Annotated in this window: 20 protein-coding genes; 7 read left to right on the plus strand and 13 right to left on the minus strand. The window is 68.7% G+C overall.

Annotated features, from left to right (window positions below; all coding sequences use genetic code 11):
- Positions 1 to 60: 60 nt before the first annotated feature.
- Together RM423_RS04820 and RM423_RS04825 are read right to left on the minus strand one after the other, a co-directional pair.
- The gene (locus RM423_RS04820) at positions 61 to 1,335 is read right to left on the minus strand and encodes a DUF445 domain-containing protein (protein WP_311421865.1); all 1,275 of its coding nucleotides are present in this window, start codon (positions 1,333 to 1,335) and stop codon (positions 61 to 63) included.
- 92 nt (positions 1,336 to 1,427) lie between these two features.
- The gene (locus tag RM423_RS04825) at positions 1,428 to 2,357 is read right to left on the minus strand and encodes a heme o synthase (RefSeq protein ID WP_311421866.1); all 930 of its coding nucleotides are present in this window, start codon (positions 2,355 to 2,357) and stop codon (positions 1,428 to 1,430) included.
- Positions 2,358 to 2,709: 352 nt separating this feature from the next.
- On the opposite strand from RM423_RS04825, the gene tkt reads away from it, so the two are divergent.
- The 6 genes from tkt (at position 2,710) to pgl (ending at position 11,165) form a co-directional block, all read left to right on the plus strand.
- On the plus strand, positions 2,710 to 4,830 hold the full coding sequence (tkt, locus tag RM423_RS04830) for a transketolase (RefSeq protein WP_311421867.1): 2,121 nt from the start codon (positions 2,710 to 2,712) through the stop codon (positions 4,828 to 4,830).
- 43 nt (positions 4,831 to 4,873) lie between these two features.
- Positions 4,874 to 6,058: a transaldolase gene (gene tal, locus RM423_RS04835; RefSeq protein ID WP_311421868.1), complete on the plus strand. Its 1,185-nt coding sequence runs from the start codon at positions 4,874 to 4,876 to the stop codon at positions 6,056 to 6,058.
- Entirely contained in the window at positions 6,055 to 7,731 is a 1,677-nt protein-coding gene (locus RM423_RS04840) for a glucose-6-phosphate isomerase (protein ID WP_311421869.1), read from the plus strand. Before tal ends, RM423_RS04840 begins: the two co-directional genes overlap by 4 nt.
- A gap of 66 nt (positions 7,732 to 7,797) precedes the next feature.
- On the plus strand, positions 7,798 to 9,330 hold the full coding sequence (gene zwf, locus RM423_RS04845; RefSeq protein WP_311421946.1) for a glucose-6-phosphate dehydrogenase: 1,533 nt from the start codon (positions 7,798 to 7,800) through the stop codon (positions 9,328 to 9,330).
- A gap of 73 nt (positions 9,331 to 9,403) precedes the next feature.
- Positions 9,404 to 10,378 (plus strand): glucose-6-phosphate dehydrogenase assembly protein OpcA, encoded by a 975-nt coding sequence (locus RM423_RS04850; protein WP_311421870.1) that lies wholly within the window; start codon positions 9,404 to 9,406, stop codon positions 10,376 to 10,378.
- A gap of 4 nt (positions 10,379 to 10,382) precedes the next feature.
- Entirely contained in the window at positions 10,383 to 11,165 is a 783-nt protein-coding gene (pgl, locus tag RM423_RS04855; RefSeq protein WP_311421871.1) for a 6-phosphogluconolactonase, read from the plus strand.
- Positions 11,166 to 11,343: 178 nt separating this feature from the next.
- On the opposite strand, the gene RM423_RS04860 is transcribed toward pgl, so the two are convergent.
- The 10 genes from RM423_RS04860 to uvrA form a co-directional block, all read right to left on the minus strand.
- Positions 11,344 to 11,688, minus strand: a complete 345-nt coding sequence (locus RM423_RS04860) for an RNA polymerase-binding protein RbpA (RefSeq protein ID WP_311421872.1) — start codon at positions 11,686 to 11,688, stop codon at positions 11,344 to 11,346.
- A gap of 148 nt (positions 11,689 to 11,836) precedes the next feature.
- Positions 11,837 to 12,070, minus strand: coding sequence for a preprotein translocase subunit SecG (secG, locus tag RM423_RS04865; protein ID WP_396327592.1), 234 nt, complete (start codon positions 12,068 to 12,070; stop codon positions 11,837 to 11,839).
- A gap of 116 nt (positions 12,071 to 12,186) precedes the next feature.
- Positions 12,187 to 12,996: a triose-phosphate isomerase gene (gene tpiA / locus RM423_RS04870; RefSeq protein WP_311421874.1), complete on the minus strand. Its 810-nt coding sequence runs from the start codon at positions 12,994 to 12,996 to the stop codon at positions 12,187 to 12,189.
- Positions 12,997 to 14,235, minus strand: coding sequence for a phosphoglycerate kinase (locus RM423_RS04875; protein ID WP_311421875.1), 1,239 nt, complete (start codon positions 14,233 to 14,235; stop codon positions 12,997 to 12,999). It abuts the gene before it with no gap.
- 86 nt (positions 14,236 to 14,321) lie between these two features.
- On the minus strand, positions 14,322 to 15,329 hold the full coding sequence (gene gap, locus RM423_RS04880) for a type I glyceraldehyde-3-phosphate dehydrogenase (RefSeq protein ID WP_311421876.1): 1,008 nt from the start codon (positions 15,327 to 15,329) through the stop codon (positions 14,322 to 14,324).
- 181 nt (positions 15,330 to 15,510) lie between these two features.
- The gene (gene whiA / locus RM423_RS04885; protein WP_311421877.1) at positions 15,511 to 16,491 is read right to left on the minus strand and encodes a DNA-binding protein WhiA; all 981 of its coding nucleotides are present in this window, start codon (positions 16,489 to 16,491) and stop codon (positions 15,511 to 15,513) included.
- The gene (locus RM423_RS04890) at positions 16,491 to 17,612 is read right to left on the minus strand and encodes a gluconeogenesis factor YvcK family protein (protein WP_396327604.1); all 1,122 of its coding nucleotides are present in this window, start codon (positions 17,610 to 17,612) and stop codon (positions 16,491 to 16,493) included. Before RM423_RS04890 ends, whiA begins: the two co-directional genes overlap by 1 nt.
- A 146-nt stretch (positions 17,613 to 17,758) precedes the next feature.
- Entirely contained in the window at positions 17,759 to 18,643 is an 885-nt protein-coding gene (gene rapZ, locus RM423_RS04895) for an RNase adapter RapZ (RefSeq protein WP_311421879.1), read from the minus strand.
- 82 nt (positions 18,644 to 18,725) lie between these two features.
- Positions 18,726 to 20,693: an excinuclease ABC subunit UvrC gene (gene uvrC / locus RM423_RS04900; RefSeq protein WP_311421880.1), complete on the minus strand. Its 1,968-nt coding sequence runs from the start codon at positions 20,691 to 20,693 to the stop codon at positions 18,726 to 18,728.
- Between the two features lie 48 nt (positions 20,694 to 20,741).
- The gene (uvrA, locus tag RM423_RS04905; protein ID WP_311421881.1) at positions 20,742 to 23,783 is read right to left on the minus strand and encodes an excinuclease ABC subunit UvrA; all 3,042 of its coding nucleotides are present in this window, start codon (positions 23,781 to 23,783) and stop codon (positions 20,742 to 20,744) included.
- Between the two features lie 227 nt (positions 23,784 to 24,010).
- Here uvrA and RM423_RS04910 point away from each other — a divergent pair, with 227 nt between their 5' ends.
- Positions 24,011 to 24,481: a PPOX class F420-dependent oxidoreductase gene (locus tag RM423_RS04910; RefSeq protein WP_311421882.1), complete on the plus strand. Its 471-nt coding sequence runs from the start codon at positions 24,011 to 24,013 to the stop codon at positions 24,479 to 24,481.
- 88 nt (positions 24,482 to 24,569) lie between these two features.
- On the opposite strand, the gene RM423_RS04915 is transcribed toward RM423_RS04910, so the two are convergent.
- Positions 24,570 to 25,247, minus strand: a complete 678-nt coding sequence (locus RM423_RS04915; protein ID WP_311421883.1) for a uracil-DNA glycosylase — start codon at positions 25,245 to 25,247, stop codon at positions 24,570 to 24,572.
- Positions 25,248 to 25,276: the final 29 nt, after the last annotated feature.

The following is a 25,276-nucleotide window of genomic DNA, read 5'->3' on the forward strand; positions in this document are numbered from 1 at the left end:
CCGGGATCGAAGGATTTCCGGACACCATCGGGCCGCGATTCGGGTTCGGCCGCCACCGGATCAGAGCAGGCGGCTCAGCGAGTAGATGACCAGGCCCACCAGCGAGCCCACCACGGTGCCATTGATGCGGATGAACTGCAGATCCCGACCCACCTGCAGCTCCAGCCGCTTCGACGTGGACTCGGCGTCCCAGCGCGAGACTGTGTGGGTAATCACGCCGGTCAGCTCCCCGGCGTAGTGCGTGAGCACGTGCCGCATCACACCCAACAACCACCGGTCGCACTTGGCCTGCAGGTCCGCGTCCGTGCTCAGGGCCGATCCGGTCTGGCGGATGACAGACACGCCAACCCGGCGCAGCTCCGAGTCCGGGTCCACGGCTGCCTCGAGCACGGCCCGCTTCAGCGGCGTCCACAGTGACATCAGGGCGTTGCGTACCGCCGGGTGGTCCAGCAGCTCGGACTTCCACTGTTCCAGCCGGTCCGAGGCATGCGGATCGGTACGCAGCGCCTCGGCGTAGTCGCGCAGCCGCTGGTCGAACTGTTTGCGCAACGCATGGTCGGGATCGCCCGCCACATCGGCCAGGAAGTTCTGGACGCTGGCGAAGAGCCGGTTGAAGACCTTGCCGTCCACCCAGCTCGGCACCCATTCGGGTGATTCCTCGGCCACTCGCTGCCGGAACAGGTCGCGGTTGTCCTCCAGGAATCGCATCAGCGACTTCAGGCCCTCACTCAGCAGGACCTGGTGCTGGTCCCCTTCCACTGCGAGGTCGAGCACCTTCGCGACCACCGGCGCGGCGGGCAGCCGGCGCAACTGGGCGTCGGCGAAGCGTCCGATCGATTCCCTGATGTCGTCGTCGGCGAGGACGGTGTTCGCCCCGGCCACGGCGACCCCGAACTCAGCGGCCAGCTGCTCGGGCCGATCCGGCGCGCAGAGCCACTCCCCGATCCGGCGCGGGATCTCCGCCGCCTGCAGCCGCGGCCCGACCACCTCGGGCGTCAGGAAGTTCTGCTGGACGAAGTCACCCAGGCTCTCGCCGATCTGGTCCTTCTTGCGCGGGATGATCGCAGTGTGCGGGATCGGCACGCCCAGCGGATGGCGGAACAGCGCGGTCACCGCGAACCAGTCCGCCAGGCCACCCACCATGGCAGCCTCGCTGGCCGCCTGGACGAACGGCCACGCGCCGTGGTCATCGCCTATCACCTTGCAGAGCACGAACACGACCGCCGCCAGCACCAGGGCGCCGGTGGCGACGAGCTTCATCCGGGTCAGCGCCGACCCGCGGGCCGCGTCGCCGGCTGCAGACGGGATCAGCAGCGCCGAGGACTGATCGGCCATCTCAGGTCGTCCCCGGGAATGTGGTGAGAGGTCGGGTCACCCGGCTGATCGTACGGGCGCGCGGCCGGACGCCGGTGCCTGCTGGCCATCGGTCAGCGCAGGAACGTGTCCACCGCGACGGCCACGAACACGAAGGCCAGGTAGCTGTTGGAGAAGTGGAACAGCCGCATCGGCTTTCCGGCCTCGCCGCGCTTGGTGGCCGCGTTGAGCCGGTACGCCTCGATGAGCAGTCCCGCACCGGCCAGCAGCGCGAGCACGCCGTACACCCAGCCGGTGGCAAGCGGCCACAACACCAGCGAGGTGAGCACGGTCAGCCAGGAATACCCCAGGATCTGCCGGCTGACCTGAGCCGGCGTGGCCACTACGGGCAGCATCGGCACTCCGGCGCGCGCGTAATCCTCGCGATACCGGATCGCCAGCGCCCAGAAGTGCGGCGGCGTCCAGAAGAAGACGAGACCGAACAGGACGACCGCTGCCCACGACAGCGAGTCCGTCACGGCCGCCCAGCCGATCAGGACCGGCATGCACCCCGCTGCCCCGCCCCACACGATGTTCTGCGGGGTGCGGCGCTTCAGCAGCACCGTGTAGACGATGACGTAGAAGCCGATCGCGAGGGCGGTGAGGCCGGCCGCCAGCCAGTTGGCGGTGAAGCCCATCAAGCCGACCGCGAACACGCCGAGCAGCACTCCGAAGATCAGTGCCCCGGTGGGTGAGACGTCATGGGTCGCCAGCGGGCGGTGCCCGGTCCGCCGCATCAGGGCGTCGATGTCGCGGTCCACGAAGCAGTTCAGGGCATTGGCGCTGCCGGCCGCGAGGGTGCCGCCGACCATTGTCACCAGCACCGTCCACCAGTCGGGCAGTCCGTGCGCCGCCAGCACCATGGCCGGCAGCGTGGTGACCAAGAGCAGTTCGATGATGCGTGGCTTCGTCAGCGCGACATACCCGCGGACGACGGTCATCGGAGTTCGGGGAGCGACTGCCGGGTCACCGACCTGGGTCGCGGCCACCGGCGTCTGCGTCACCAGATCAGCGTAACGCCCGCCCAACCCACCCGGCGCACGCGCTCAGCGCCGCACCAGCAGCGGCTCCGGCTCGCCGCCTGATCGGGATCCGCTGCTGCCAAGACGGAAAATCGGCTCCGACATCTGCCGGCTCGTGCGAGCAATCCGCCGTCCAGCGCGAGTAATCCCGAGTAATAAGGCCGTATTAGCGCCGATAAAGGTGCGACCGTGCCTGCCGGGCAACCTGCGGCTCATACCGCGAGCGGCGGAAACACCAGCGCCCACCCGCCCACAACCTGTCGGAGAATGCGATTAGGCTGAAAATTGTCCCAGCTGGACCGTTGCTGGACCGTTCATAGAGCAGGAGAAGCACGTGACGAAGACCGCAACAGGCGTCGTTCAAACCTACCCCGAGTGGTGGACCGAACTGGATTCCAAGGCGGTGGACACTGCCAGGCTGCTGGCGGCGGATGCTGTGCAGAAGGTCGGCAACGGCCACCCCGGCACCGCGATGAGTCTCGCCCCGCTGGCGTACCTGCTCTTCCAGAAGATCATGCGGAACGACCCGACGGACCCGAACTGGGTGGCGCGCGACCGCTTCGTGCTCTCCAACGGCCACGCCTCCCTGGCGCTCTACACCCAGCTCTACCTCAGCGGCTACGGTCTCGAGCTCGAGGATCTCAGGACGTTACGAACCTGGGGATCGCTGACGCCCGGTCATCCCGAGCACGGTCACACCTCCGGCGTTGAGGTCACCACCGGCCCGCTCGGCCAGGGTGTCGGCAACGCAGTCGGTTTCGCGATGGCGGCCCGTCGCGAGCGGGGGCTGCTGGACCCGGACACCGCTGCGGGTGAGTCGCCCTTCGACCACCACATCTACGTCATCGCCGGCGACGGCTGCCTCGAAGAGGGCGTCTCGGCAGAGGCCTCGTCGCTGGCGGGGCACCAGCAACTCGGCAACCTCACCCTGCTATGGGATGACAACCACATCTCCATCGAGGACGACACGAACGTCGCCTTCTCCGAGGACGTGCTGAAGCGCTACGAGGCCTACGGCTGGCATGTCCAGTACGTCGACTCCGGCGAGGACGTCGCCGCCCTGGAAGCAGCTCTCGCGGCCGCTCGGGCCGAGACGAACCGGCCGTCGTTCATCGCCGTTCGCACCATCATCGGCTGGCCGGCCCCTACCAAGCAGAACACCGGCAAGGCGCACGGCTCGGCGTTGGGCGAGGACGAGATCCGCAAGACCAAGGAGATCCTCGGCTTCGACCCGAACCTCACCTTCGCGGTCGCGCCCGAGGTCGTCGAGCACACCCGCAAGGCCGTCGAGCGGGGCCGAAAGGCGCGCGCCGACTGGCAGCCGTCCTTCGATGCCTGGGCCGCGGACAACCCTGAGCGCAAGGCCCTGTTCGACCGGATGATCACCCGCAGTCTGCCCGCCGGCTGGACCGATGCCCTGCCGGAGTTCCCCACCGAGAAGGACGGCAAGGCCAACTCGATGGCCACCCGGGCCGCCTCGGGCAAGGTGCTCAACTCCCTCGCCGGCGTGCTCCCCGAGTTGTGGGGCGGCTCCGCCGACCTGGCCGAGAGCAACAACACCACGATGGAAGGCGAGCCGAGCTTCATCCCGGCCGACCGCCAGACCAAGACCTGGGAGGGCGGCCCGTACGGCCGGACACTGCACTTCGGCATCCGCGAGCACGCCATGGGCTCGATCATGAACGGCATCGCCCTGCACGGCGGGACGCGCGTGTACGGCGGCACCTTCCTCGTGTTCAGCGACTACATGCGGCCGCCGGTCCGGCTCGCCGCCCTGATGCAACTGCCGACCATCTACGTCTGGACGCACGACTCCATCGGCCTCGGTGAGGACGGCCCGACCCACCAGCCGATCGAGCACCTGGCGTCATTGCGGGCCATCCCTGGTCTGGACGTCGTGCGGCCCGCGGACGCGAACGAGACGGCGGTGGCCTGGCGGACGGTGCTCGAGCACAACGACCGGCCCGCCGCCCTGGCCCTCTCGCGCCAAGGCTTGCCGGTACTCGAGGCAAGCAAGGTGACCAACGCCAGCAAGGGCGGTTACGTCCTCGAGGACGCCTCGACCGGCCTGCCCAAGGTCATCCTGATTGCGACCGGCTCCGAGGTCGGGCTCGCGCTCACCGCTCGCGAGCGGCTGGAAGCCGAGGGCACCCCCACCCGGGTCGTGTCGATGCCGTGCAAGGAGTGGTTCTACGCACAGGACCGCTCGTACCAGACCCAGGTACTGCCGTCGGTGGTCCGGGCCCGGGTCAGTGTCGAGGCCGGCGTATCAATGGGTTGGCGCGAGGTCGTGGGCGAGGCCGGCGAGATCGTGGCCCTCGACCACTTCGGGTCCAGCGCCGCGGCCAGCGTGCTGTTCGAGCAGTTCGGCTTCACCCCCGACACCGTCGTGGCGGCGGCGCACGCCAGCCTGGAGCGGGTCGGCGAGATCACCGGCACCACGACCGGCAGCTAGTAGTGATCAATCAGACCTCCGCAGCCCTTGGAAGGGAATTCTCATGAGCGACGCACTCGCCGATCTGTCGGCCCAAGGCGTATCCATCTGGCTCGACGACATCAGCCGTGAACGGCTCGTCAGCGGCAACCTGCAGCAGTTGGTCGACACCAAGCACGTCGTCGGGGTGACCAGCAACCCCTCGATCTTCCAGAAGGCGATGGAGGGAGCCGCGGACGGTGACTCCGCCTACGCCCAGCAGGTGCACGACCTCGCCGTCCGGGGCGTCTCACTGGAAGAGGCCGTGCGGCTGCTGACCTCCTACGACATTCGCTGGGCCTGTGACGTGCTCCGGCCGGTCTATGACGCCACCGACGGCCAAGACGGCCGGGTGTCGATCGAGGTCGACCCGCGGATTGCTCACGACAGTGACAAGACGACCGCCGAAGCCACCGCGCTGTGGTGGCTCGTCGACCGCCCGAACGTGATGATCAAGATCCCGGCGGCCGAGGCCGGGCTGCCGTCCATCGCCGCCGCGACCGCGGCCGGTATCAGCGTCAACGTCACGCTAATCTTCTCCATCGAGCGCTACCGCAAGGTGATGCAGGCCTACCTGAGCGGTCTGAAGCAGGCTCGCGAGGCCGGTATCGACCTGTCCAGCATCCGCTCGGTGGCGTCCTTCTTCGTCTCCCGGGTCGACACCGAGATCGACAAGCGGCTGGACAAGATCGGCACCGACGAGGCCAAGGCCGTCCGCGGTAAGGCCGCGATCGCCAACGCCCGGCTGGCCTACCAGGCCTTCCAGGAGGTCTTCGCCGGCCCAGAGTGGGACGAGCTCAAGTCGGCCGGCGCACATGTGCAGCGCCCGCTGTGGGCTTCGACCGGCGTCAAGGACCCGACCTATGACGACACCATGTACGTCACCCAGCTGGTCGCCAAGGACACCGTGAACACCATGCCGGAGGCGACCCTGAACGCGGTGGCGGACCACGGCGTCATCAGCGGTCCGACCGCGGACTCGGGTTACGACGACGCGCGCAAGGTCGTCAGCGACCTCTCGTCGCTGGGCATCGAGCTGCAGGAAGTCACCGAGCTGCTGGAGTCCGAGGGCGTCGACAAGTTCATGGACTCCTGGGCCAGCCTGCTCGAAGGCGTCCAGAAGCAGCTGACCGCCGGTGCCGAGAAGGCCGACAACGGCGATCCCGGCGAGGCCGGCAACGCCGACAAGTCCGGTGCAGCCGGCGCATGAGCGTGCCCTCGGAAGCCGGTGGCGTGCGGCTCGAACTGATCTGCGGTGATGAGGCCGCCTACTCCAGCACGCTCGACCAGCTGGTGTCGGACCACGTGGCCAGCAGGATGACGTCCCAGGACCCGACTCTGTGGGGCCCGGACGCCGAGTCCGAGGCGGGCAAGCGGCTGTCCTGGGTGTCCCTGGGTGAATCCTCACGCCCGCTGGTCGATGAAATCACCGCGCTGCGCGACGAACTCCTCGCCGAGAACGTCGACCACATCGTGCTCGCCGGCATGGGCGGCAGCTCCCTGGCTCCTGAGGTCATCTGCGCCACCGCCGGCGTCGAGCTCGTGACCCTGGACACCACCGACCCGGGCCAGGTCGCGGCCGCGCTCGCCGACAGCCTCGACCGCACGCTGCTGGTGGTGTCGAGCAAGTCCGGCGGCACGGTGGAGACCGACTCGCACCGCCGCGCGTACGAGAAGGCGTTCACCGACCAGGGCATCGACCCCACCCAGCGGATCGTCGTCGTGACCGACCCCGGCTCGCCGCTACAGCAGACTGCTGAGGACGCCGGCTACCGCAAGGTCTTCCTGGCCGACCCGGACGTGGGTGGCCGGTACAGCGCGCTCACCGCCTTCGGCCTCGTGCCGACCGGCCTGGCCGGCGCTGACATCGGCCAGTTGCTGGACGAGGCGGTCGCGGTGTCGTCCGCGCTGGCCGCCGACGACGAGCACAACCCGGGGCTCCGGCTCGGGGCGCTGCTGGGCGTCGCGCACAACGGCGGCGCTGGTGCTTCCGGTTCAGACGGTGCTGGCTCCGACGGTGCTGGCTCCGACAAAGTCGTATTCGCCGATGTGGGCTCGGGCATCACCGGTTTCGGTGACTGGGCCGAGCAGCTCATCGCCGAGTCGACCGGCAAGCTGGGTCTCGGCCTGCTGCCCGTTGTCGTCGAGAACTCCCGCGCGCCGGGCTTCGCCGACGCCAAGAAGGACGCCATCCCGGTGTACCTGGGTGGCGTCGAGGGCTCTCCGGAGCCCACTTCCGGGTGGGCCGCCGGGGTTTCGGGCCCGCTGGGCGCGCAGCTGCTGCTGTGGGAGTACGCCACCGCTGTCGCGGGCCGCATCATCGGCATCAACCCGTTCGACCAGCCCAACGTCGAAGAGGCCAAGAAGCAGGCCCGGGCGCTGCTGGACGCGCCGGACCAGGGCAGCACCGAAGAGCCGCAGCTGACCGATGGCGCCGTCCAGGTCTTCGGCATGGGCTTCGACCTCTCGTCGGCGAGCACCCTGGCCGAGGCTGTGCAGGCCTTCTTCGCGACGGCGCCGGAACTCGGGTACGTCTCGGTGCAGGCCTATCTCGACCGGCACGCCGACCGTTCCGCCGCCGACCTGCGCAGCGCGGTGGCCTTGCGTACCGGCCTGCAGACCACCTTCGGGTGGGGGCCGCGATTCCTGCACTCCACGGGGCAGTACCACAAGGGTGGCCACCCCAACGGTGTCTTCCTCCAGATCACCGGCGCCGTGGCACGCGACCTGGCCGTGCCCGACCGCCCGTACACCTTCGCTTCGCTGCAACATGCCCAGGCCGCTGGTGACGCCACGGTGCTGGCCGACAAGGGACGTCCGGTGCTGCACCTGCACCTGACCGACCGTGCCGCGGGCATCGGGCAGCTCCTGGAAACCCTGTAAGGAGAAACCGTGAGTGTCACAGAAGAAGACCAATCACCCGCGATCAGCGCGGGTGACGGGCCGCAAATGCCCGCCGGGTTGCGCTCCAACCCGCTGCGAGATCCCGGCGATCGGCGCCTGCCGCGGGTGCCGGAGCCCTGCGCGCTGGTGGTCTTCGGCGTGACCGGGGACCTGGCCCGCAAGAAGCTGCTGCCGGCGATCTATGACCTGGCCAACCGCGGCCTGCTGCCGGCCGACTTCGTGCTGCTCGGCTTCGCCCGGCGTGACTGGGAGGACGGTGACTTCGAGACCCTGGCGAAGAACGCAGCCAAGCAGCACGCGCGGACCGACTGGAACGAAGAGGTCTGGTCCCGGCTGTCCGGTGACATCAAGTTCGTCGCCGGGTCCTTCGACGACGACGATGCCTTCGACACCCTGGCGACGACGCTGGACGACCTGCGCCAGAGCCATGGCATCAAGGGCAACGCTGCCTTCTACCTCTCGATCCCGCCGAGCCTGTTCCCGACGGTGCTCAAGCAGATGGAGCGGACGAAGATGGCCGACAACGCCGCGTCCGGGGGCTGGCGCAGGGTGGTCGTCGAGAAACCGTTCGGGCACGACCTGGCCAGCGCCAAGGAGCTGAACTCCCTCGTCGACGACGTCTTCACCGCCGACGACGTGTTCCGCATCGATCACTACCTCGGCAAAGAGACCGTCCAGAACCTGATGGCGCTCCGCTTCGCCAACCAGCTGTTCGAGCCGGTGTGGAACGCCAACTACGTCGACTCGGTTCAGATCACCATGGCCGAGGACGTCGGGATCGAGGGGCGGGCCGCGTTCTACGACGAGACCGGTGCTGCCCGCGACGTGCTGCAGAACCACCTGCTGCAGCTGCTGGCGCTCACCGCCATGGAAGAGCCGGTCGAGTTCACCGCCGAGGCCATCCGCACCGAGAAGATCAAGGTCTTACGGGCGATCCGGCTACCGAGCGACTTCGGTGCCTACGCGGTGCGCGGCCAGTACGAGCAGGGCTGGCTGGCCGGCGAGCGCGTGCTTGCCTACCGCAACGAGAAGGGCGTCCCGGCCGACTCGCGGACCGAGAGTTACGCGGCTGTCCGGCTCGGGATCGACACCCGGCGCTGGGCCGGCGTGCCGTTCTACGTCCGAACCGGCAAGCGGCTCCCCCGCCGGGTCACCGAGATCGCGGTGCTGTTCAAGAAGGCGCCGCACCTGCCGTTCAGCCACACCGACACCGAAGAGCTCGGCCACAACCAGCTCGTGATCCGGGTTCAGCCCGACGAGGGCGTCACGCTCAAGTTCGGCTCGAAGGTGCCGGGCTCGATGATGGAGGTCCGTGACGTGTCGATGGACTTCCTGTACGGCGAGGCGTTCACCGAGTCCAGCCCCGAGGCCTACGAGCGCCTGATCCTCGACGTCATGCTCGGCGACGCGACGCTCTTCCCGCGCAACGAAGAGGTCGAGTCCTCCTGGCGGGTGATCGACCCGCTCGAGAAGTTCTGGGCGGGGCAGGAACCAGCACCATACCGGGCCGGCGAGTGGGGACCGAAGGCGGCGGACGAGATGCTGGCCCGTGACGGCCGCGCGTGGCGGCGGCCGTGACGGCCCGAACGAGCCCCGTCCGATCGAGCGGCATCGAATTCAGCGGCATCGGATTCAGAAAGGAAGAGGTGCTGTGACCACCCTCTGGGATACGACAGGCACTGCCGTGGTCAAGGCGCTGGCGGCCGAACGGCGATCCGGCGGCGCGGTGACCAGCGGTCTCGCGCTGACGCTGGTCGTGGTGCTCGAAGAGAAGGACACCGCCGTGGTCGAGGCGGCCGTCGCGACGGCCGCGGCTCGGCACCCGATGCGCGTGATCATGGTGCTCCGGCACAACATCGAAGCCCCGGTGCCCCGGCTGGATGCCGAGGTGTCCATCGGCGGTCGGCACGGTCCCGGCGAGTCCGTGGTACTGCGGATGTTCGGCCGGCTCGCCCTGCACGCCGAGTCGGTCACCCTGCCGCTGCTGGCGCCGGACGCGCCGGTCGTTGCGTGGTGGTACTCCGAGACTCCCGAGGTCATCGCCTACGACCCGCTCGGGGTGTTCGCCGACCGCCGGATCACCAATGTCATCCGTGACGCCAACCCGGCCGCCTCGCTGCAGCAGCGGGCCGTCGACTACGCGCCAGGCGACACCGACCTCACCTGGACCGTCATCACCCCGTGGCGTGCGGCGCTCGCGGCGGCGTTCGACACCGGTTCGGCGCCTGCGACCTCGGTCATCGTCTCCGGAAACCCGCTGGACCCCTCAGCCCAACTGCTCGCCGGTTGGCTGTCGTCCCGGCTCGGCATCTACGTTCCGGTGGAGCGCGCGCAGGGCAAGTACATCTCGTCGGTGTCGCTGGACTTCGCCGACGGGCGCAAGGTGAAGATGACGAACGAGGGCTACAAGCTGCTGATGCGCCGGCCGGGCCAGGTGGACACCATCCAGCCCTTCCCACAGCGCACCACCGGCGACATGCTGGCCGAGGAGCTTCGGCGCCTCGACGCCGACGGCCCGTACGGCGAGGCGCTCGGCGCGGTATCCGGCCTGACCGGCTTGAACGAGCGGCCGGCCGTCCGGACGCATATCTGGCACGATCCCGCACTCGCCGCGCGAGAGGGCTGAGCCGGTGGCGGAGCAGCCCGAACTGATCATCGAGCCGACTGCGGATCAGCTGGCCGACGAGGTGGCTCAACGGCTGCTCTCCACGCTGGCAACAGCCCAGCAGCAACACGGCCGCGCTGTGCTGGCCCTGACGGCCGGCTCCATCATGGAGAAGACCTGGGCTGCCCTCGCTGCCTCGGCTGCGAAGGAGAACGTCGACTGGTCGGCAGTCGATGTCTTCTGGGCTGACGAGCGCTATGTGGCCTCGGACTCCCCGGACCGCAACGACGGCCCGGCTCGCGAAATCCTCTTTTCCCAGGCCCCGTTCAGCCTGGCGCGGCTGTACCCGATGCCCGCGACGGACAGCAGCTACGCCGACCTGGACGCGGCCGCCGCCGGCTATGCCCAGCAGCTTGCCGGCGCCCGGCGCCCGGACGACTCCGGTGAGATCCCGAACTTCGATGTCGTCCTGCTCGGGGTCGGGCCGGACGGGCACTGCGCGTCGCTCTTTCCCGACCATCCTGGGGTGCGCGATGACTCCAGCACCGTCATCGCGGTGTGTGATTCACCCAAGCCGCCGCCCAACCGGATCTCGCTGAGCTTGCGGGGGCTGGCCGCGGCGAACGAGATCTGGTTCGTCGCGTCGGGTACCGGCAAGGCCGAGGCGGTCGCGCGGGCCCTCGGCGGCAACGACCCGGTGCAGGTGCCCTCGTCCGCGCCGCGCGGGCGCGTCCGGACGTTGTGGCTGGTGGATCAGGACGCCGCCGCCAAGCTGCCGGCTGATGACGACGGCGGCTCTACTACCTGACGCGTTGCGCCGGGGCGATGCTCCCCGGGTTCAGCTCGACAGTTGCGCAGCTGAACGGCTGGACCACCCGGTCCGGCTTTGCTGTGACAGAACGGCGAACCGGCAAGGGCCGGACCGATCAAGTCATCCGGCCCTTGCCGGTTCGAGCTGCCCCTGTCGTGCGTTCCCTGCGGGCCGGTCAGCGTTCGCCGCGGCGTGCGCGCAGACGGGCCAGCGCCTCTTCGAGGAGGGCATCGCCGTCCGCGTCGGAACGGCGCTCTTTGACGTAGGCCAAGTGGGTCTTGTACGGCTCATTGCGCGGCGCCGCCGGCGGGGTAGCCGACTCGCGGCCGGCCGGGAAGCCGCAGCGCGGGCAATCCCAGGTGTCGGGCACCAGGGCGTCCACCGCGAAGGCGGGGACGGTTTCGTGGCCATTGGAGCAGAAGAACGAGATCCACTGCCGGGGTGCGGACTCACCGCGCTCCCGCTCACCCATCGGCCCCGCGCCGACTCTGCTACCGCGGATCGCGCTGCCACCTGCCACGTTCGACTCCTCTTACTCAGCGCTGGTATCTGGGCCGCTGTGTTTCGGCCGCTTGTATCTGCAGTTGTGTCGACCGTCTGCAATTGTGTCACCGTCTGCAATTGTGCGACCAGGCCGCTGCGTCGCTATGGACGGCCCGGCGGCGCAATCAGCTTGCCTTGTAGAGCAATCCGAGGCCGATGATGCAGATGGCCCACACGATGCCCGACACGATGGTGAGCCGGTCGAGATTGCGCTCGACCACAGAGGAGCCGGACAGGCTGGAGTACAGAGAGCCACCGAACATCGAGGACAGGCCGCCGCCCTTGCCGCGGTGCAGCAGAACCAGAACAACCAGCAGCAGGCTCGCAACGATCAGAACGATCGACAACGTGATGATCATGTGTTTCCAGGGCCTCGCTTGTGTCTGGACGATGTGGTGGCTCAGCGTGGAGGTGCCTGGAAGAGAATACCTGCTCGGCGGGATGACCGGCCTGCGCACACCCGCATTGGTCAAGATCAACCGGTGAGTGGCCCGCCCGCCGCGGCGATACAGATCCCGGCGAACTCGGCGCCGTCCAGGCTCGCTCCGCCGACCAGCGCGCCGTCGACATCGGCCTGGGCCATGATCTCGGCTGCGTTCGTCGACTTGACCGACCCGCCGTACAAGACGCGGATTCCGTCGGCCAGCTCGGGGTTGTACAGCTCGGCGAGCCGGGCCCGGATAGCGCGGCACACCTCTTGAGCATCGGCCGGGGTCGCCACCTTGCCCGTGCCGATGGCCCATACCGGCTCGTACGCGACGACGAGGGAAGCGGCCTGCGCCTCGCCCACGCCCAGCAGCCCGGCGCACAGCTGGTCGGTGCAGTGCCCGACATGATCGCCGGCCTCCCGGACCTGCAGCGGCTCCCCCACGCACAGGATCGGGGTGAGCGAGTGCGCGTACGCCGCCTTGACCTTGGCGTTGACGACCTGATCGTCCTCGTGGTGGTATTCGCGCCGCTCGGAGTGACCGACCACGGCGAAGGTGCACCCCAGCTTGGCCAGCATGGCACCGGAGATGTCGCCGGTGTACGCCCCCGACGGGTACGGCGACAGATCCTGGGCGCCGTACCGCAACTGCAGTTTGTCACCGTCCACCAGCGTCTGCACCGAGCGGATATCGGTGAACGGCGGCAGCAGCACCACGTCGACCGCCTCGAAGTGCGGTGGCTTCAGGCTGAACGCGATCTTCTGGACCAGTGCGATGGCCTCGAGGTGGTTGAGGTTCATCTTCCAGTTGCCGGCTATCAGCGGCTTCCGGGACGGGGACGCTCCCGCGCGAGCCATTCAGCTCTCCTCGAGGACGGCGAGTCCCGGCAGGGTCTTGCCCTCGAGGTACTCCAACGACGCGCCGCCACCGGTGGAGATGTGGCCGAACCGTTCCTCGTCGATGCCTAGCGCGCGCACCGCGGCGGCCGAGTCGCCACCGCCGACCACGGTCAGGCCGCTTGCCGAGGTGACCGCCTCGGCGACGCCCCAGGTTCCTGCCGCGAACGGCCGCACCTCGAAGACGCCCATCGGGCCGTTCCAGAAGACGGTGCTCGCCCCGGCAAGAACCTCGGAGAACAGGCTCACCGAGTCCGGGCCGATGTCCAGGCCCTTCTGCCCGGCGGGGATGGCCTCGGCCGCGACCACCTCGGTCGCTGCGTCGTCGGAGATGTCGGCCGAGACGACGATGTCGGTGGGCAGCACGATCTTGGTCCCGGCGGTGGTCAGCAGCCGGCGGCAGGTTTCGACCTGGTCATCCTCGAGCAGCGATTCGCCGACCTCGTAACCCTGCGCCTTGAGGAACGTGAAGCACATGCCGCCGCCGACGAGAAGGCGATCGACCTTGGGTAGCAGGGCCTCGATGACGGCGAGCTTGTCGGAGACCTTCGAGCCGCCCAGCACCACCACGTACGGGCGCTCCACCTCCCCGGCCTCGCCGGTCAGCCGGCGCAGGACGTCGACCTCGCGGCTCACCAGGTCACCGCCGTAGTGCGGCAGCAGGCGCGCGACGTTGTACACCGAGGCATGCGCACGGTGGACCGCGCCGAACGCGTCGTCGACGTAGGCGCCGCCCTCGTCCCCGCCACCGGTGAGCAGCGCCAGCGCTTCGGCGAACTGGACGCGCTCCGTCTCGTCCTTGGAGGTTTCCCCCGCGTTGAACCGGACGTTCTCCAGCAGCAGCAGCTGGCCGTCCTGCAAGCCGTCGGCCAGCAGTCGCGCGCTGGTGCCGACCGTGTCGAGCGCGAACTCGACGGGCGTGCCCAGCAACGCCGCCAGCCGGTCAGCGACCGGGCGCAGCGAGTACCTTGGGTCCGGCTCGCCCTTCGGCCGGCCCAGGTGGGCGGCCACGATGACCCGCGCGCCCTGGCCCAGCAACTTCACCAGAACCGGCAGGGAGGCCCTGATCCGGCCGTCGTCGGCCACCTCGGGCTGCTCCCCCGCCGCGGCAGGCCTGGTCAGCGGGACGTTCAGGTCGCAGCGGACCAGAACCCGCCGACCCGCCACCCCGACGTGGAGAAGGTCGTCAACTGTGCGCATGTACTGGATCTCCGTAAGGCCATTCGAACGAGTGGGCGGACGAGCCAGGCGCCGGGTGAGCACCCCGGCGGCTGAGCGGATCGGCGTCAGAGGCGGTCGCCGACGAAGCTGATCAGGTCAGCCAGCCGGTTGGAGTAGCCCCACTCGTTGTCATACCAGCCGACGACCTTCACCTGGTTGCCGATCACCTTGGTGAGCGTGGCGTCGAAGATGCAGGACGCCGGGTCGGTGACGATGTCGGCGGAGACAAGCTGGTCCTCGGTGTACACCAGGTAGCCCTTGAGCGGGCCCTCGGACGCGGCAGCCTGGTAGGCCGCCTTCACCTCGTCGACGGTGGTCTCACGCGACAGCGTCACGGTGAGGTCGGTCGCGGAGCCGGTCGGAACCGGGACGCGGAGCGCGTAACCGTCCAGCTTGCCCTTCAGCTCGGGGAGCACCAGGCCGATCGCCTTGGCGGCGCCGGTCGAGGTGGGGATGATGCTGAGCGCGGCGGCGCGGGCCCGGCGAAGGTCCTTGTGTGGGGCGTCCTGGAGGTTCTGGTCCTGGGTGTAGGCGTGGATCGTGGTCATGATGCCGCGCTCGATCCCGAAGGAGTCGTTGAGCACCTTGGCAAGCGGCGCGAGGCAGTTCGTGGTGCACGAGGCGTTGGAGATGATGGCGTGCCGCGCCGGGTCGTACTGGTCCTCGTTGACGCCCATGACGATGGTGATGTCGTCGTCGGTGGCGGGCGCGGAGATGATGACCTTCTTGGCGCCGCTGTCGATGTGCTTGCGGGCGTCGGCCGCCTTGGTGAAGAAGCCGGTGGATTCGAGGACGACATCGACGCCCAGGTCCTTCCACGGCAGGTTGGCGGGGTCGCGCTCTTCCAGCGCCCGGATCGACTTGCCCGCGACGATGATGTTCTCGGCGTCGTAGCCGACATCACCCGGGAAGCGGCCCAGGATCGAGTCGTACTTCAGCAGGTGGGCGAGAGTCTTGTTGTCGGTGAGGTCGTTGACGGCGACGACCTCGATGTCCGCGCCCGAGGCCTGGACGGCCCGGAAGAAGTTACGGCCGATGCGGCCGAATCCGTTGATGCCAACCCGAACAGTCACTGCAAATCTCCTTGTGCTTCAGCGCGAGAGTCAATTGGTCTTCGCGTTCGGTGATTTCGATGGCCGCGACGCTGCTGACCGGGCCCGCAAGCCCTCTGAACTTTATCGCCTGGGTCACATCGACTTGTCGCCAGCCCGATACCGGCGAGTAGCTATGGCCGGAAATGCCTCATCCGACAGATCAGGGCGCGAGCATCTCCGGGGTCACGGCTGCCTCGGTATTGGGGATGCCCTCGTCCGAGGCCCGTTTGTCCGCCATCGCGAGCAGTCGGCGGATGCGGCCGGCGACCGCGTCCTTGGTCATCGGGGGCTCGGACAGGCTACCCAGCTCCTCCAGCGACGCCTGCTTGTGTTCCAGCCGCAGCCGGCCGGCCTGTAGCAGGTGGTCGGGGGCGTCCGTGCCGAGGATGTGCATTGCGCGCTCCACTCGTGCGCCGGCGGCGACCGCCGCGCGCGCGGACCGGCGCAGATTCGCGTCGTCGAAGTTGGCGAGCCGGTTGGCGGTGGCGCGCACCTCACGCCGCATCCGCCGCTCTTCCCAGGCCATCACGGAGTCGTGCGCCCCGAGGTGGGTGAGCAGCGCTCCGATGGCGTCGCCGTCCCGTACGACCACCCGGTCCGCGCCACGTACCTCGCGTGCCTTCGCCAGGATTCCAAGCCGGCGCGCCGCCCCCACCAGAGCCAGCGCAGCCTCGTTCGTCGGACAGGTGATCTCGAGTGCGCCCGCGCGGCCGGGCTCGGTGAGTGAGCCGTGCGCCAGGAACGCTCCCCGCCAGGCGGCCTCGGCCTCGGCGATGGTGCCGGCGACGACCTGTGACGGCAGCCCCCGCACGGGACGGCCGCGCAGGTCCACCAGGCCGGACTGGCGGGCCAGCCCCTCGCCGTCCTTGCCCACCCGAACGAGGTACCGGGTGCCCTTGCGCAGGCTGCCGCCGGTGACCACCTGGATCTCGGCGGTGTGGCCGAAGACCTCGGCGATCTCTTTGCGCAGCCGGCGGGCGACTGACCCGGTGTCCAGCTCGGCCTCGATGACGATGTGGCCGGCGACGAGGTGCAGCGCCCCGGCGAACCGCAGCATGGCGGCGATCTCGGCGCGTCGGGCACTGGCCTTGCTGATCGCCACCCGGCTGAGTTCGTCCTTGACCGCAGCCGTCATCGCCATCAGCACACTCCTTGTTCGGTCGCGGATTGTTCGCTTGCGGGTTGTTCGCTTGCGGGTTGTTCGGTCGCGGGTTGTTCGGTCGCGGGACGGGGTGCCGCATCGTCCCGCGCTGTTCTCTTCGATTCGGCCTTCCGCACTGCGACCGCGTCGGCGATTGCCATACTGAGCTTGCCTGGATCATGCCTTGCTCCGGGCCGGGGCGCAGCGATCGATGCCAGCACCAACCTGGCACCGCAACTGTCGGTGTAACGGCGCAGACCCAGCGGGTCCGTCACCGCATCGGTGTCGGCGATCACCACGTCGACCCGCAGGCCGGGGCAGTGCTCACGCAATACGCGCAGGTGCTCCTCCGGTGAGAAGTCGTCGGTTTCTCCCACCTGGGGCTCCAGGTTCAGGATCGTCATCAGCTTCGCATTGGTCCCGGTGAGCGCTTCGGCCAGCCCCGGCACGAGTAGGTGCGGGATGACACTGGTAAACCACGAACCCGGCCCCAGGATGACCGCGTCGGCGTCGGCGATCGCCTGAACCGCCTCGGCACACGCCGGAGCGTCTTCGGGGATCAGCCGGACCGACCTGACACGACCGGAGGTGGCGGCGATCGCAGACTGGCCACGGATGGTGCGCAGCCGCACCGGATCGTCCGGATCAACGCTGGCGACCTCGGCGACCAGATCCAGCGGACGGGGGGACATGGGCAGCACCCGGCCGCGCGCGCCGACCAGGCCGGCGAGGGCGTCGAGCGCGGTCACCCCGTCGTCGTGCAGTTCCATCAGGCCGGTGAGCAACAGATTGCCGATCGGATGACCCGCCAGGGCGCCCGCGCCACCCATCCGGTGTTGCAGCAGCGTGGCCCAGGGCAGCGCCTGCCGTGCCTCCTCGTCCACCGAGCCGGTGGCCTCGGAAGCTGAGCCCGTGCAGACAGCATTGGGCACCGAGCCGGTGGCCAGCGCCGCGAGGGCCATCCGCAGGTCACCGGGCGGCAGGACACCCAGCTCGCGACGGATCCGCCCGGACGAGCCGCCGTCGTCGGCGACGGTGACCACGGCGGTGATGTCGGTGTCGAGCAGCCGCAGCGCGGAAAGCGACGCGTACAGGCCGTGCCCACCGCCGAGCGCGACGATGCTCAGCCTTCGGGACTGCGCTACGGGGCTGTCCGAGGCGGTGATGCTGTCGGAGCCGGCGGCGCTGTCCCAGGCAGGGCTGTCCCGAGCGGCGCTGTCCCAGGCGGGGCTGTCCGAGGCGGCGGAGCCGATGGGGTCGCCGCCCACTATTCGCGTCCCAGGTCCCGATGTACCGCAGTGGCCCGGACCCCCAGGTTCGTCAACCGCTTGACGAGTTCGTGGCTGATGGCGACCGAGCGGTGTTTTCCACCGGTGCAGCCGACCGCCAGGGTCAGGTAGTGCTTGCCCTCGCGGCGGTAGCCGGCGCCGATGATCCGCAGGATGTCGACGTACTTGTCCAGGAACTCACCGGCCGACTGCTGGCTGAGGACGTAGTCCGACACCTCGGCGTCTTCACCGGTCAGCTCGCGAAGTTCCGGAATCCAGTACGGGTTGGGCAGGAACCGGACGTCCACCACCAGATCCGCATCCGGGGGCAGCCCGTACTTGAACCCGAACGAGACGACGGTGGCGCGCAGCTCGGGAACGTCGATGCCGCCGGAGGCGAAGGCTTCTTCGATGGCCCGCCGCAACTGCGGCACCGACCGGTCGGAGGTGTCCAGGATCAGGTCTGCGAGATCCCGGAGCCCTTCGAGAATGGCCCGTTCCGCGGTGATGCCGTCGGACAGCCGTCCGTCGCCCTGCAGCGGATGCGCACGTCGGTTGCTCTCGAAGCGGCGGATCAGGACGTTGTCGCTGGCCTCCAGGAACAGGATGCGCGGCTGCAGTTCGCGCTGCTCGAGCTCGCCGATGACGCCCGCGAGGTCGGTCGAGAAGGCCCGGCTGCGCACGTCCATGACCACCGCAAGCTTCGTCACCGCCCCCTGGCTGCGGCTGCCCAGCTCGGCCATCGTCGCCACCAGTTCGGGTGGCAGGTTGTCGACGACGAAGAAGCCGAGATCTTCCAGGCACTTGGCTGCGGTGCTGCGGCCCGCCCCGGACAGGCCAGTGACGATCACCGTCTCCAGTGCGCCGCGTTCTGCGGTGGCCATCGGTGGTTCCTCTCGATTCTGCTGTGCCGGGCGAAACGATGGTGGGTGTGTGCGACACAGTGCCCGCTCGGCGGGGAATTCGCTAGCCCACCACTTCGCCGGTGGACATGTTGACGGCCGGTTCGCGCTCGGCCTCGCCTTCGGCCAGGGCGCTCACCACGCGCTGGGCAAGCTCCGGACCGAAGCCGGCCACCGCGGCGATCTCGTCGGCGCTGGCCGAGCGCAGGTGCTTGAGGGAGCTGAACCGGTTCAGCAGCGCCTTGCGGCGGGCCGGTCCCAGTCCGGCGATGCCGGCGAGTTCGGACTCGGTCATCGACTTCGACCGCTTCTGCCGGTGGAACGTGATCGCGAACCGGTGCGCCTCATCGCGCACCCGCTGCAGCAGGTACAGCGCCTCCGACGTCCGGGGCAGGATGACGGGATAGCCCTCGTCCGGCACCCAGACCTCTTCCAACCGCTTCGCGAGGCCGACGAGGGTGATGTCGGTGACCCCCAGCTCGGACAGGACGGCCTGAGCCGCGGCCACCTGCGGGGCGCCACCGTCCACGACCACCAGGTTCGGGGGGTAGGCGAAGCGTTTGGGCGGAGCGGCCTCGGTAGGCCCAGCCTGCCAGTCGGTGACGGTGTCGGTGACGGCTGACTGCCTCTCTTGATCCTGCAGGTGGCGGGTGAACCGGCGCCGGATCACCTCCGCGATCCAGTCCGTGTCACCGCCGCTGCTCTGCATGGTGAAGCGCCGGTACTCGCTCTTGCGCGCGAGGCCGTCCTCGAACACCACCATGCTCGCGACGACGTTGGTGCCCTGCACGTGGCTGATGTCGAAACACTCTATCCGCAAAGGGGCATCCGGCATTGCGAGTGCCTCCTGCAGCTCCGCCAGCGCCTGGGACCGCGCGGTCAGGTCGCTGGCCCGGCGGAGCTTGTACTGCAGGAACGCCTGTTCGGCGTTGCGCTGCACGGTCTGCATGAGCGAGCGCTTGTCGCCGCGCTGGGGCACCCGCAACGACACCCTGCCGCCTCGGCGCTCGGTGAGCAGTTCGGCGAGCGCCTCCGCGTCCTCGGGTAATTCCGGAACCAGCACCTCACGCGGCACCACGGCGTCGTCCTGGCCGTAGAACTGCAGGATGAACTGCTCGACCAGCTCGCCGACCGTGGACTCGTCGTTCAGGCCGGCGGTCGAGTCGACCACCCAGCCGCGCTGGCCGCGCACCCGGCCACCCCGAACGTGGAAGACCTGGACGGCGGCGGAGAGTTCGTCGGTGGCGAAGGCGACGACATCGGCATCCGTGCCGTCGGTGAGCACCACGGCCTGCTTCTCCATCGAGCGCCGCAGCGCACCGAGGTCATCGCGCAGCCGGGCCGCCCGCTCGAACTCCAGGCCCTCGCTGGCCTCCGTCATCTGCCGTTCCAGCCGCCGGATCATGCTGTCGGTGCGACCGGACATGAACTCGCAAAAGTCATTGACGATCTGCCGATGCTCGTCGGCCGACACCTTGCCGACGCAGGGCGCGCTGCACTTGCCGATGTAGCCGAGCAGGCAGGGGCGCCCGATCTGGCCGGCGCGCTTGAAAACGCCGTTGGAGCAGGTACGGGCCGGGAACACTCGCAGCAACAGATCGAGGGTTTCGCGGATGGCCCAGGCGTGCGCGTACGGGCCGAAGTAGCGGACGCCGGATTTCTTCGGACCGCGCATAACCTGCAGCCGTGGGAATTCCTCGTTCAGCGTCACAGCCAGTGACGGATAGGACTTGTCGTCGCGGTAACGGACGTTGAACCGCGGGTCGAACTCCTTGATCCAGTTGTATTCCAGCTGGAGGGCCTCGACCTCGGTGGTGACGATCGTCCATTCCACGCAGGCGGCGGTGGTCACCATCTGCCGGGTGCGCGGATGTAGCGCGCTCAGGTCGGCGAAGTAGGAGTTCAGGCGCGAGCGAAGGCTTTTCGCCTTGCCCACATAGACGACCCGGCCGGTGGCGTCACGGAACTTGTAGACGCCCGGCTCGACCGGAATGGTGCCGGTCGCGGGCCGGTAGGAGGACGGATCAGCCACGGGTCAACCCTAGTGAAACTGCGGATGCGCTCATGACGGGCCGTCCACTCACGCTCCGGCGCGGGCCCGCGCCGTCGCCTTCTTCGCGGGGCGCGCCGGGGCGGTCTTCGCCGCGGTGCCCTTGGCGGCAGTGCCCTTGGCGGCAGTGCCGTTGGCGGACGTGCTGCTGGCCGGGGTCGTCTTACGGGCGTCCACCAGCTTTCCGGCGGTGCGCTTCGGCTTGACCCGCTGTCCGAGCAGGTCGGCAAGGAACTGCCCGGTGTGCGAACCCGGGGTTTCCGCGACCGTCTCGGGGGTGCCCTCGGCCACCACCGTGCCACCGCCCGAGCCCCCTTCGGGCCCCATATCGATGACCCAGTCGGCCGTCTTGATGACATCGAGGTTGTGCTCGATCACCAGCACCGAATTGCCCTTGTCCACCAAGGACTGCAGCACCCCGAGGAGCTTCGAGACGTCCTCGAAGTGCAGGCCGGTGGTCGGCTCGTCCAGGACGTAGATGGTGCGGCCGGTCGAGCGCTTCTGCAGCTCGCTCGCCAGCTTCACCCGCTGCGCCTCGCCGCCGGACAGCGTCGGCGCAGGCTGGCCGAGCCGCACATAGCCGAGCCCGACGTCGACCAGGGTGTCCAGGTGCCGGGCGATCTTCGAGATCGGCTTGAAGAACTCGGCCGCCTCTTCGATCGGCATGTCCAGCACCTCGGAGATGGTCTTGCCCTTGTAGTGCACGTCGAGCGTCTCGCGGTTGTACCGGGCGCCCTTACATACCTCGCACGGTACGTAGACGTCGGGCAGGAAGTTCATCTCGATCTTGATGGTGCCGTCGCCGGCGCAGTTCTCGCAGCGTCCGCCCTTGACATTGAACGAGAACCGGCCCTGCAGGTAGCCGCGGACCTTGGCTTCGGTGGTCTCGGCGAACAGCTTGCGAATGTGGTCGAAGACCCCCGTGTAGGTGGCGGGATTGGAGCGTGGCGTGCGCCCGATGGGTGACTGGTCGACCCCGACCACCTTGTCGAGGTGCTCCAGGCCGGTGACCCTGCGGTGCCGGCCAGCGGGCAGCTTGGCGCCGTTGATCTTGTTCGCCAGGGTGGCGTAGAGGATGTCGTTGACCAGGGTGGACTTGCCGGAGCCGGAAACGCCGGTGACCGCGACGAACACTCCGAGCGGGAAAGCGACATCGAGGTCGGTGAGGTTGTGCTCGCGGGCGCCCTGAACCACCAGCTCGCGTCCGGGCGTGGTCGGTCGGCGGATCACCGGAACCTCGATAGCGCGCCGTCCGGCCAGGTAACTGCCGGTGATCGACTCCTGGGACTTGAGCAGGTCGTCGAACGTTCCGGACACGACGACCTCGCCGCCGTGCTCGCCGGCCCGCGGGCCGATGTCGACGATCCAGTCCGCCGCCCGGATGGTGTCCTCGTCGTGCTCGACCACGATGAGGGTGTTGCCGAGGTCGCGCAGCCGGACCAGGGTGTCGATCAGGCGGCGGTTGTCACGCTGATGCAGCCCGATCGACGGCTCGTCCAGCACGTAGAGCACGCCGACCAGGCCGGCGCCGATCTGGGTGGCGAGCCGGATTCGCTGGGCCTCGCCACCGGCCAGGGTCGCCGCGCCCCGGTTGAGGGACAGGTAATCCAGGCCGACGTCCACCAGGAAGCCGAGCCGGGAGTTGATCTCTTTGACGACCCGCAGCGCGATCATCTCTTCGCGCGCGTTGAGCGTGAGCCCAGCCAGGAACTGCGCCGCCTTCCCGATCGACATCGCCGACACTTCGGCGATGGACTTGCCCTGCACAGTCACCGCGAGAATCTCGGGCTTCAGCCGGGTGCCGCCGCAGGTCGGGCAGTCCACCTCGCGCATGAAGCCCTCGTACTTATCTCGGCTCCAGTCGCTGTCCGTCTCGGCGTGGCGGCGCTCGATCCACGGGATGACGCCCTCGTAGGCGGCGTAGTAGGAACGCTCGCGGCCATACCGGTTCTTGTACCGGACGTGGACCTGCTCGCTCGCTCCGCGCAGCACCGCCTTCTGCGCCTTGGCGGGCAGCTTCTCCCAGGGCGTGTCGACGCTGAAACCGAGTTGATCACCGAGGCCCTCGAGCAGCCGCAGGAAGTAGTCGTTGTTCTGGCCATTCGCCCACGGCGCTATCGCCCCCTCGGCGAGCGACCGCTCGGGATCGGGAACCAGCAGCTCCGGATCGACCTCTTTGCGGGTGCCGATGCCACTGCAGATGGGGCACGCGCCGAACGGGGCGTTGAACGAAAACGAGCGCGGCTCCAGCTCGTCGATGGCCAGCGGATGGTCGTTGGGGCAGGCGAGGCGCTCGGAGAACCGGCGTTCACGGTGCGGATCGTCCTCGGCGAGGTCGACGAAGTCGAGGATGATCAGGCCACCCGCCAGGCCGAGCGCGGTCTCGACGGAGTCGGTGATCCGCTGCTTGCTGGTCTGCTTCGCCGTCAGCCGGTCGACCACCACCTCGATGGTGTGCTTCTCTTGCTTCTTCAGTTTGGTGGTCGGCCCGTCCGTGCCGTTGAAGTCCGTCAGCGGGTAGTTCGTTCCGTCGACCCGGACCCGGGAGTAGCCCTTGGTCTGCAGCTCGGTGAAGAGGTCGACGTACTCCCCCTTGCGCTCGCGGATGACCGGCGCGAGAACTTGGAACCTGGTCCCCTCGGGCATCTCGAGCACCCGGTCGACGATCTGCTGCGGAGTCTGCTTGCTGATCTGCTCGCCACAGATGGGGCAGTGCGGGTGTCCGATGCGGGCGTAGAGCAGGCGCAGGTAGTCATAGACCTCGGTGATCGTGCCGACGGTCGAGCGCGGGTTGCGCGAGGTCGACTTCTGGTCGATCGAGACGGCCGGGGACAGGCCCTCGATGAAGTCGACGTCCGGCTTGTCCATCTGCCCCAGGAACTGCCGCGCATAGGCGGACAGCGACTCGACGTAGCGACGCTGCCCCTCGGCGAAGATGGTGTCGAAAGCCAGCGAGGACTTGCCGGACCCGGACAGGCCGGTGAACACGATCATCGCGTCGCGCGGCAGGTCCAGGTGAACGTCCTTGAGGTTGTGCTCCCGCGCGCCACGCACGATCAAACGGTCAGCCACGATCTTCTCTCTGGTTGAGCAGTGGATTCCGGACGGTAATGCGACAGTAGTAGCGAGGTACGACAACCGCGTGTCGTTCAGGTCGAGGTCCGTCCGGCCGGGACGTCAACGCCGTTCGGGAGGCGCCGCATTCCCCGTCCACGGCTCGGAGGTTTCATTCTATCCGCGCCGCGCGAAGGCACGGGCCGGATCCGGAGAAAGCTGCGCTACCAAGGCATGATCGGGCCATGCCGAGAACCATTGCCACCAACACCGTGGTCGACCGCGACACCATGCTCGACTTTGTCCGGCCACGCCACAACATGATCGTCATTCCGCGCCGCCGCAACGGTGACCCGCAGGCCTCTCCGGTCACCGGCGGGGTGGACAGCGAGGGCCGCATCGTCATCTCGACCTACCCGGACCGCGCGAAGGCCCACAACCTGCGCCGTGATCCCCGCTGCAGCGTGCTGGTGCTGTCGGACAAGTTCGGCGACGCCTGGATGCAGGTCGACGGCACCGCCGAGGTGATCGATCTGCCGGACTCGGTCGAGCCGCTGGTCGAGTACTTCCGCTCGATCTCCGGCGAGCACCCGGACTGGGACGAGTACCGCCAGGCGATGGTGGCTCAGGGCAAGTCCCTGCTGCGGGTCACCCCCGTGAACTGGGGACCGATCGCAACCGGTGGCTTCCCGGCTCGGCTGGCCGACGGCTCCTAGGTCGGCCTTCGAGCACAGCCGACGGCTCCTAGGTCGGCCCTTCGAGCACAGCCGACGGCTCCCACGTCGGCTCTGTTGAATGGGCGGCTCAGGCCAACCGCCAGTCGACCGGCTTCCCGCCGTGCTTCTCCAGCAGAGCGTTGGCCTTGCTGAAGGGCCGGGAGCCGAAGAATCCGCCGCTGGCCGAGAGCGGGCTCGGGTGCACGGACGTGAGGCAGTCCACGTCGCTGAGCAGCGGTTGCAGGGACTGTGCCTGTCGGCCCCACAGGATGGCCACCAGCGGCTGGTCGCGGGCGACGAGCGCGCGGACCGCCTGCTCGGTGACCCGCTCCCAGCCCTTGCCGGCATGTGACCCAGACTTGCCGGGCGCAACGGTCAGCACCCTGTTCAGCAGCAGCACCCCCTGCTCGGTCCAGCGAGTCAGGTCTCCATTGGTCGGGATCTCGACGCCGAGGTCGTCGCGCAGCTCACGGTAGATGTTCTGCAGTGACCGGGGCACCGGGCGGACGTCGGGGGCGACGGAGAAGGCCAGCCCGACGGGATGGCCGGGGGTCGGGTACGGGTCCTGCCCGACGATGAGCACCCGCACGTCCTCGAAGGGCTGGCGGAACGCCCGCAGCACGTTCTGGCCGGCCGGCAGGTACGAGCGGCCGGCGCTGAGCTCGGCCCGCAGGAAATCTCCCATCGCCGCGACCTCGGCTGCCACCGGCTCCAGGGCACCCGCCCAGCCAGGATCTACGGTGTCGCGAAGAGAACGTCCAGCCATGGTACGAACCGTAGCCGGGCCACTTCCCG

It is taken from the genome of Jatrophihabitans lederbergiae (assembly GCF_031845305.1).
Classification (GTDB): Bacteria; Actinomycetota; Actinomycetes; order Mycobacteriales; family Jatrophihabitantaceae; genus Jatrophihabitans_A; species Jatrophihabitans_A lederbergiae.

What these genes read in the sequence shown, in the direction of transcription:
- RM423_RS04820 (WP_311421865.1), bottom strand. Translation starts at nt 1,335, where the DNA reads ATGGCCGATCAGTCCTCGGCGCTGCTGATCCCGTCTGCAGCCGGCGAC.
- tal (WP_311421868.1), top strand. Translation starts at nt 4,874, where the DNA reads ATGAGCGACGCACTCGCCGATCTGTCGGCCCAAGGCGTATCCATCTGG.
- RM423_RS04840 (WP_311421869.1), top strand. Translation starts at nt 6,055, where the DNA reads ATGAGCGTGCCCTCGGAAGCCGGTGGCGTGCGGCTCGAACTGATCTGC.
- zwf (WP_311421946.1), top strand. Translation starts at nt 7,798, where the DNA reads ATGCCCGCCGGGTTGCGCTCCAACCCGCTGCGAGATCCCGGCGATCGG.
- secG (WP_396327592.1), bottom strand. Translation starts at nt 12,070, where the DNA reads ATGATCATCACGTTGTCGATCGTTCTGATCGTTGCGAGCCTGCTGCTG.
- tpiA (WP_311421874.1), bottom strand. Translation starts at nt 12,996, where the DNA reads ATGGCTCGCGCGGGAGCGTCCCCGTCCCGGAAGCCGCTGATAGCCGGC.
- RM423_RS04875 (WP_311421875.1), bottom strand. Translation starts at nt 14,235, where the DNA reads ATGCGCACAGTTGACGACCTTCTCCACGTCGGGGTGGCGGGTCGGCGG.
- whiA (WP_311421877.1), bottom strand. Translation starts at nt 16,491, where the DNA reads ATGGCGATGACGGCTGCGGTCAAGGACGAACTCAGCCGGGTGGCGATC.
- rapZ (WP_311421879.1), bottom strand. Translation starts at nt 18,643, where the DNA reads ATGGCCACCGCAGAACGCGGCGCACTGGAGACGGTGATCGTCACTGGC.
- RM423_RS04910 (WP_311421882.1), top strand. Translation starts at nt 24,011, where the DNA reads ATGCCGAGAACCATTGCCACCAACACCGTGGTCGACCGCGACACCATG.
- RM423_RS04915 (WP_311421883.1), bottom strand. Translation starts at nt 25,247, where the DNA reads ATGGCTGGACGTTCTCTTCGCGACACCGTAGATCCTGGCTGGGCGGGT.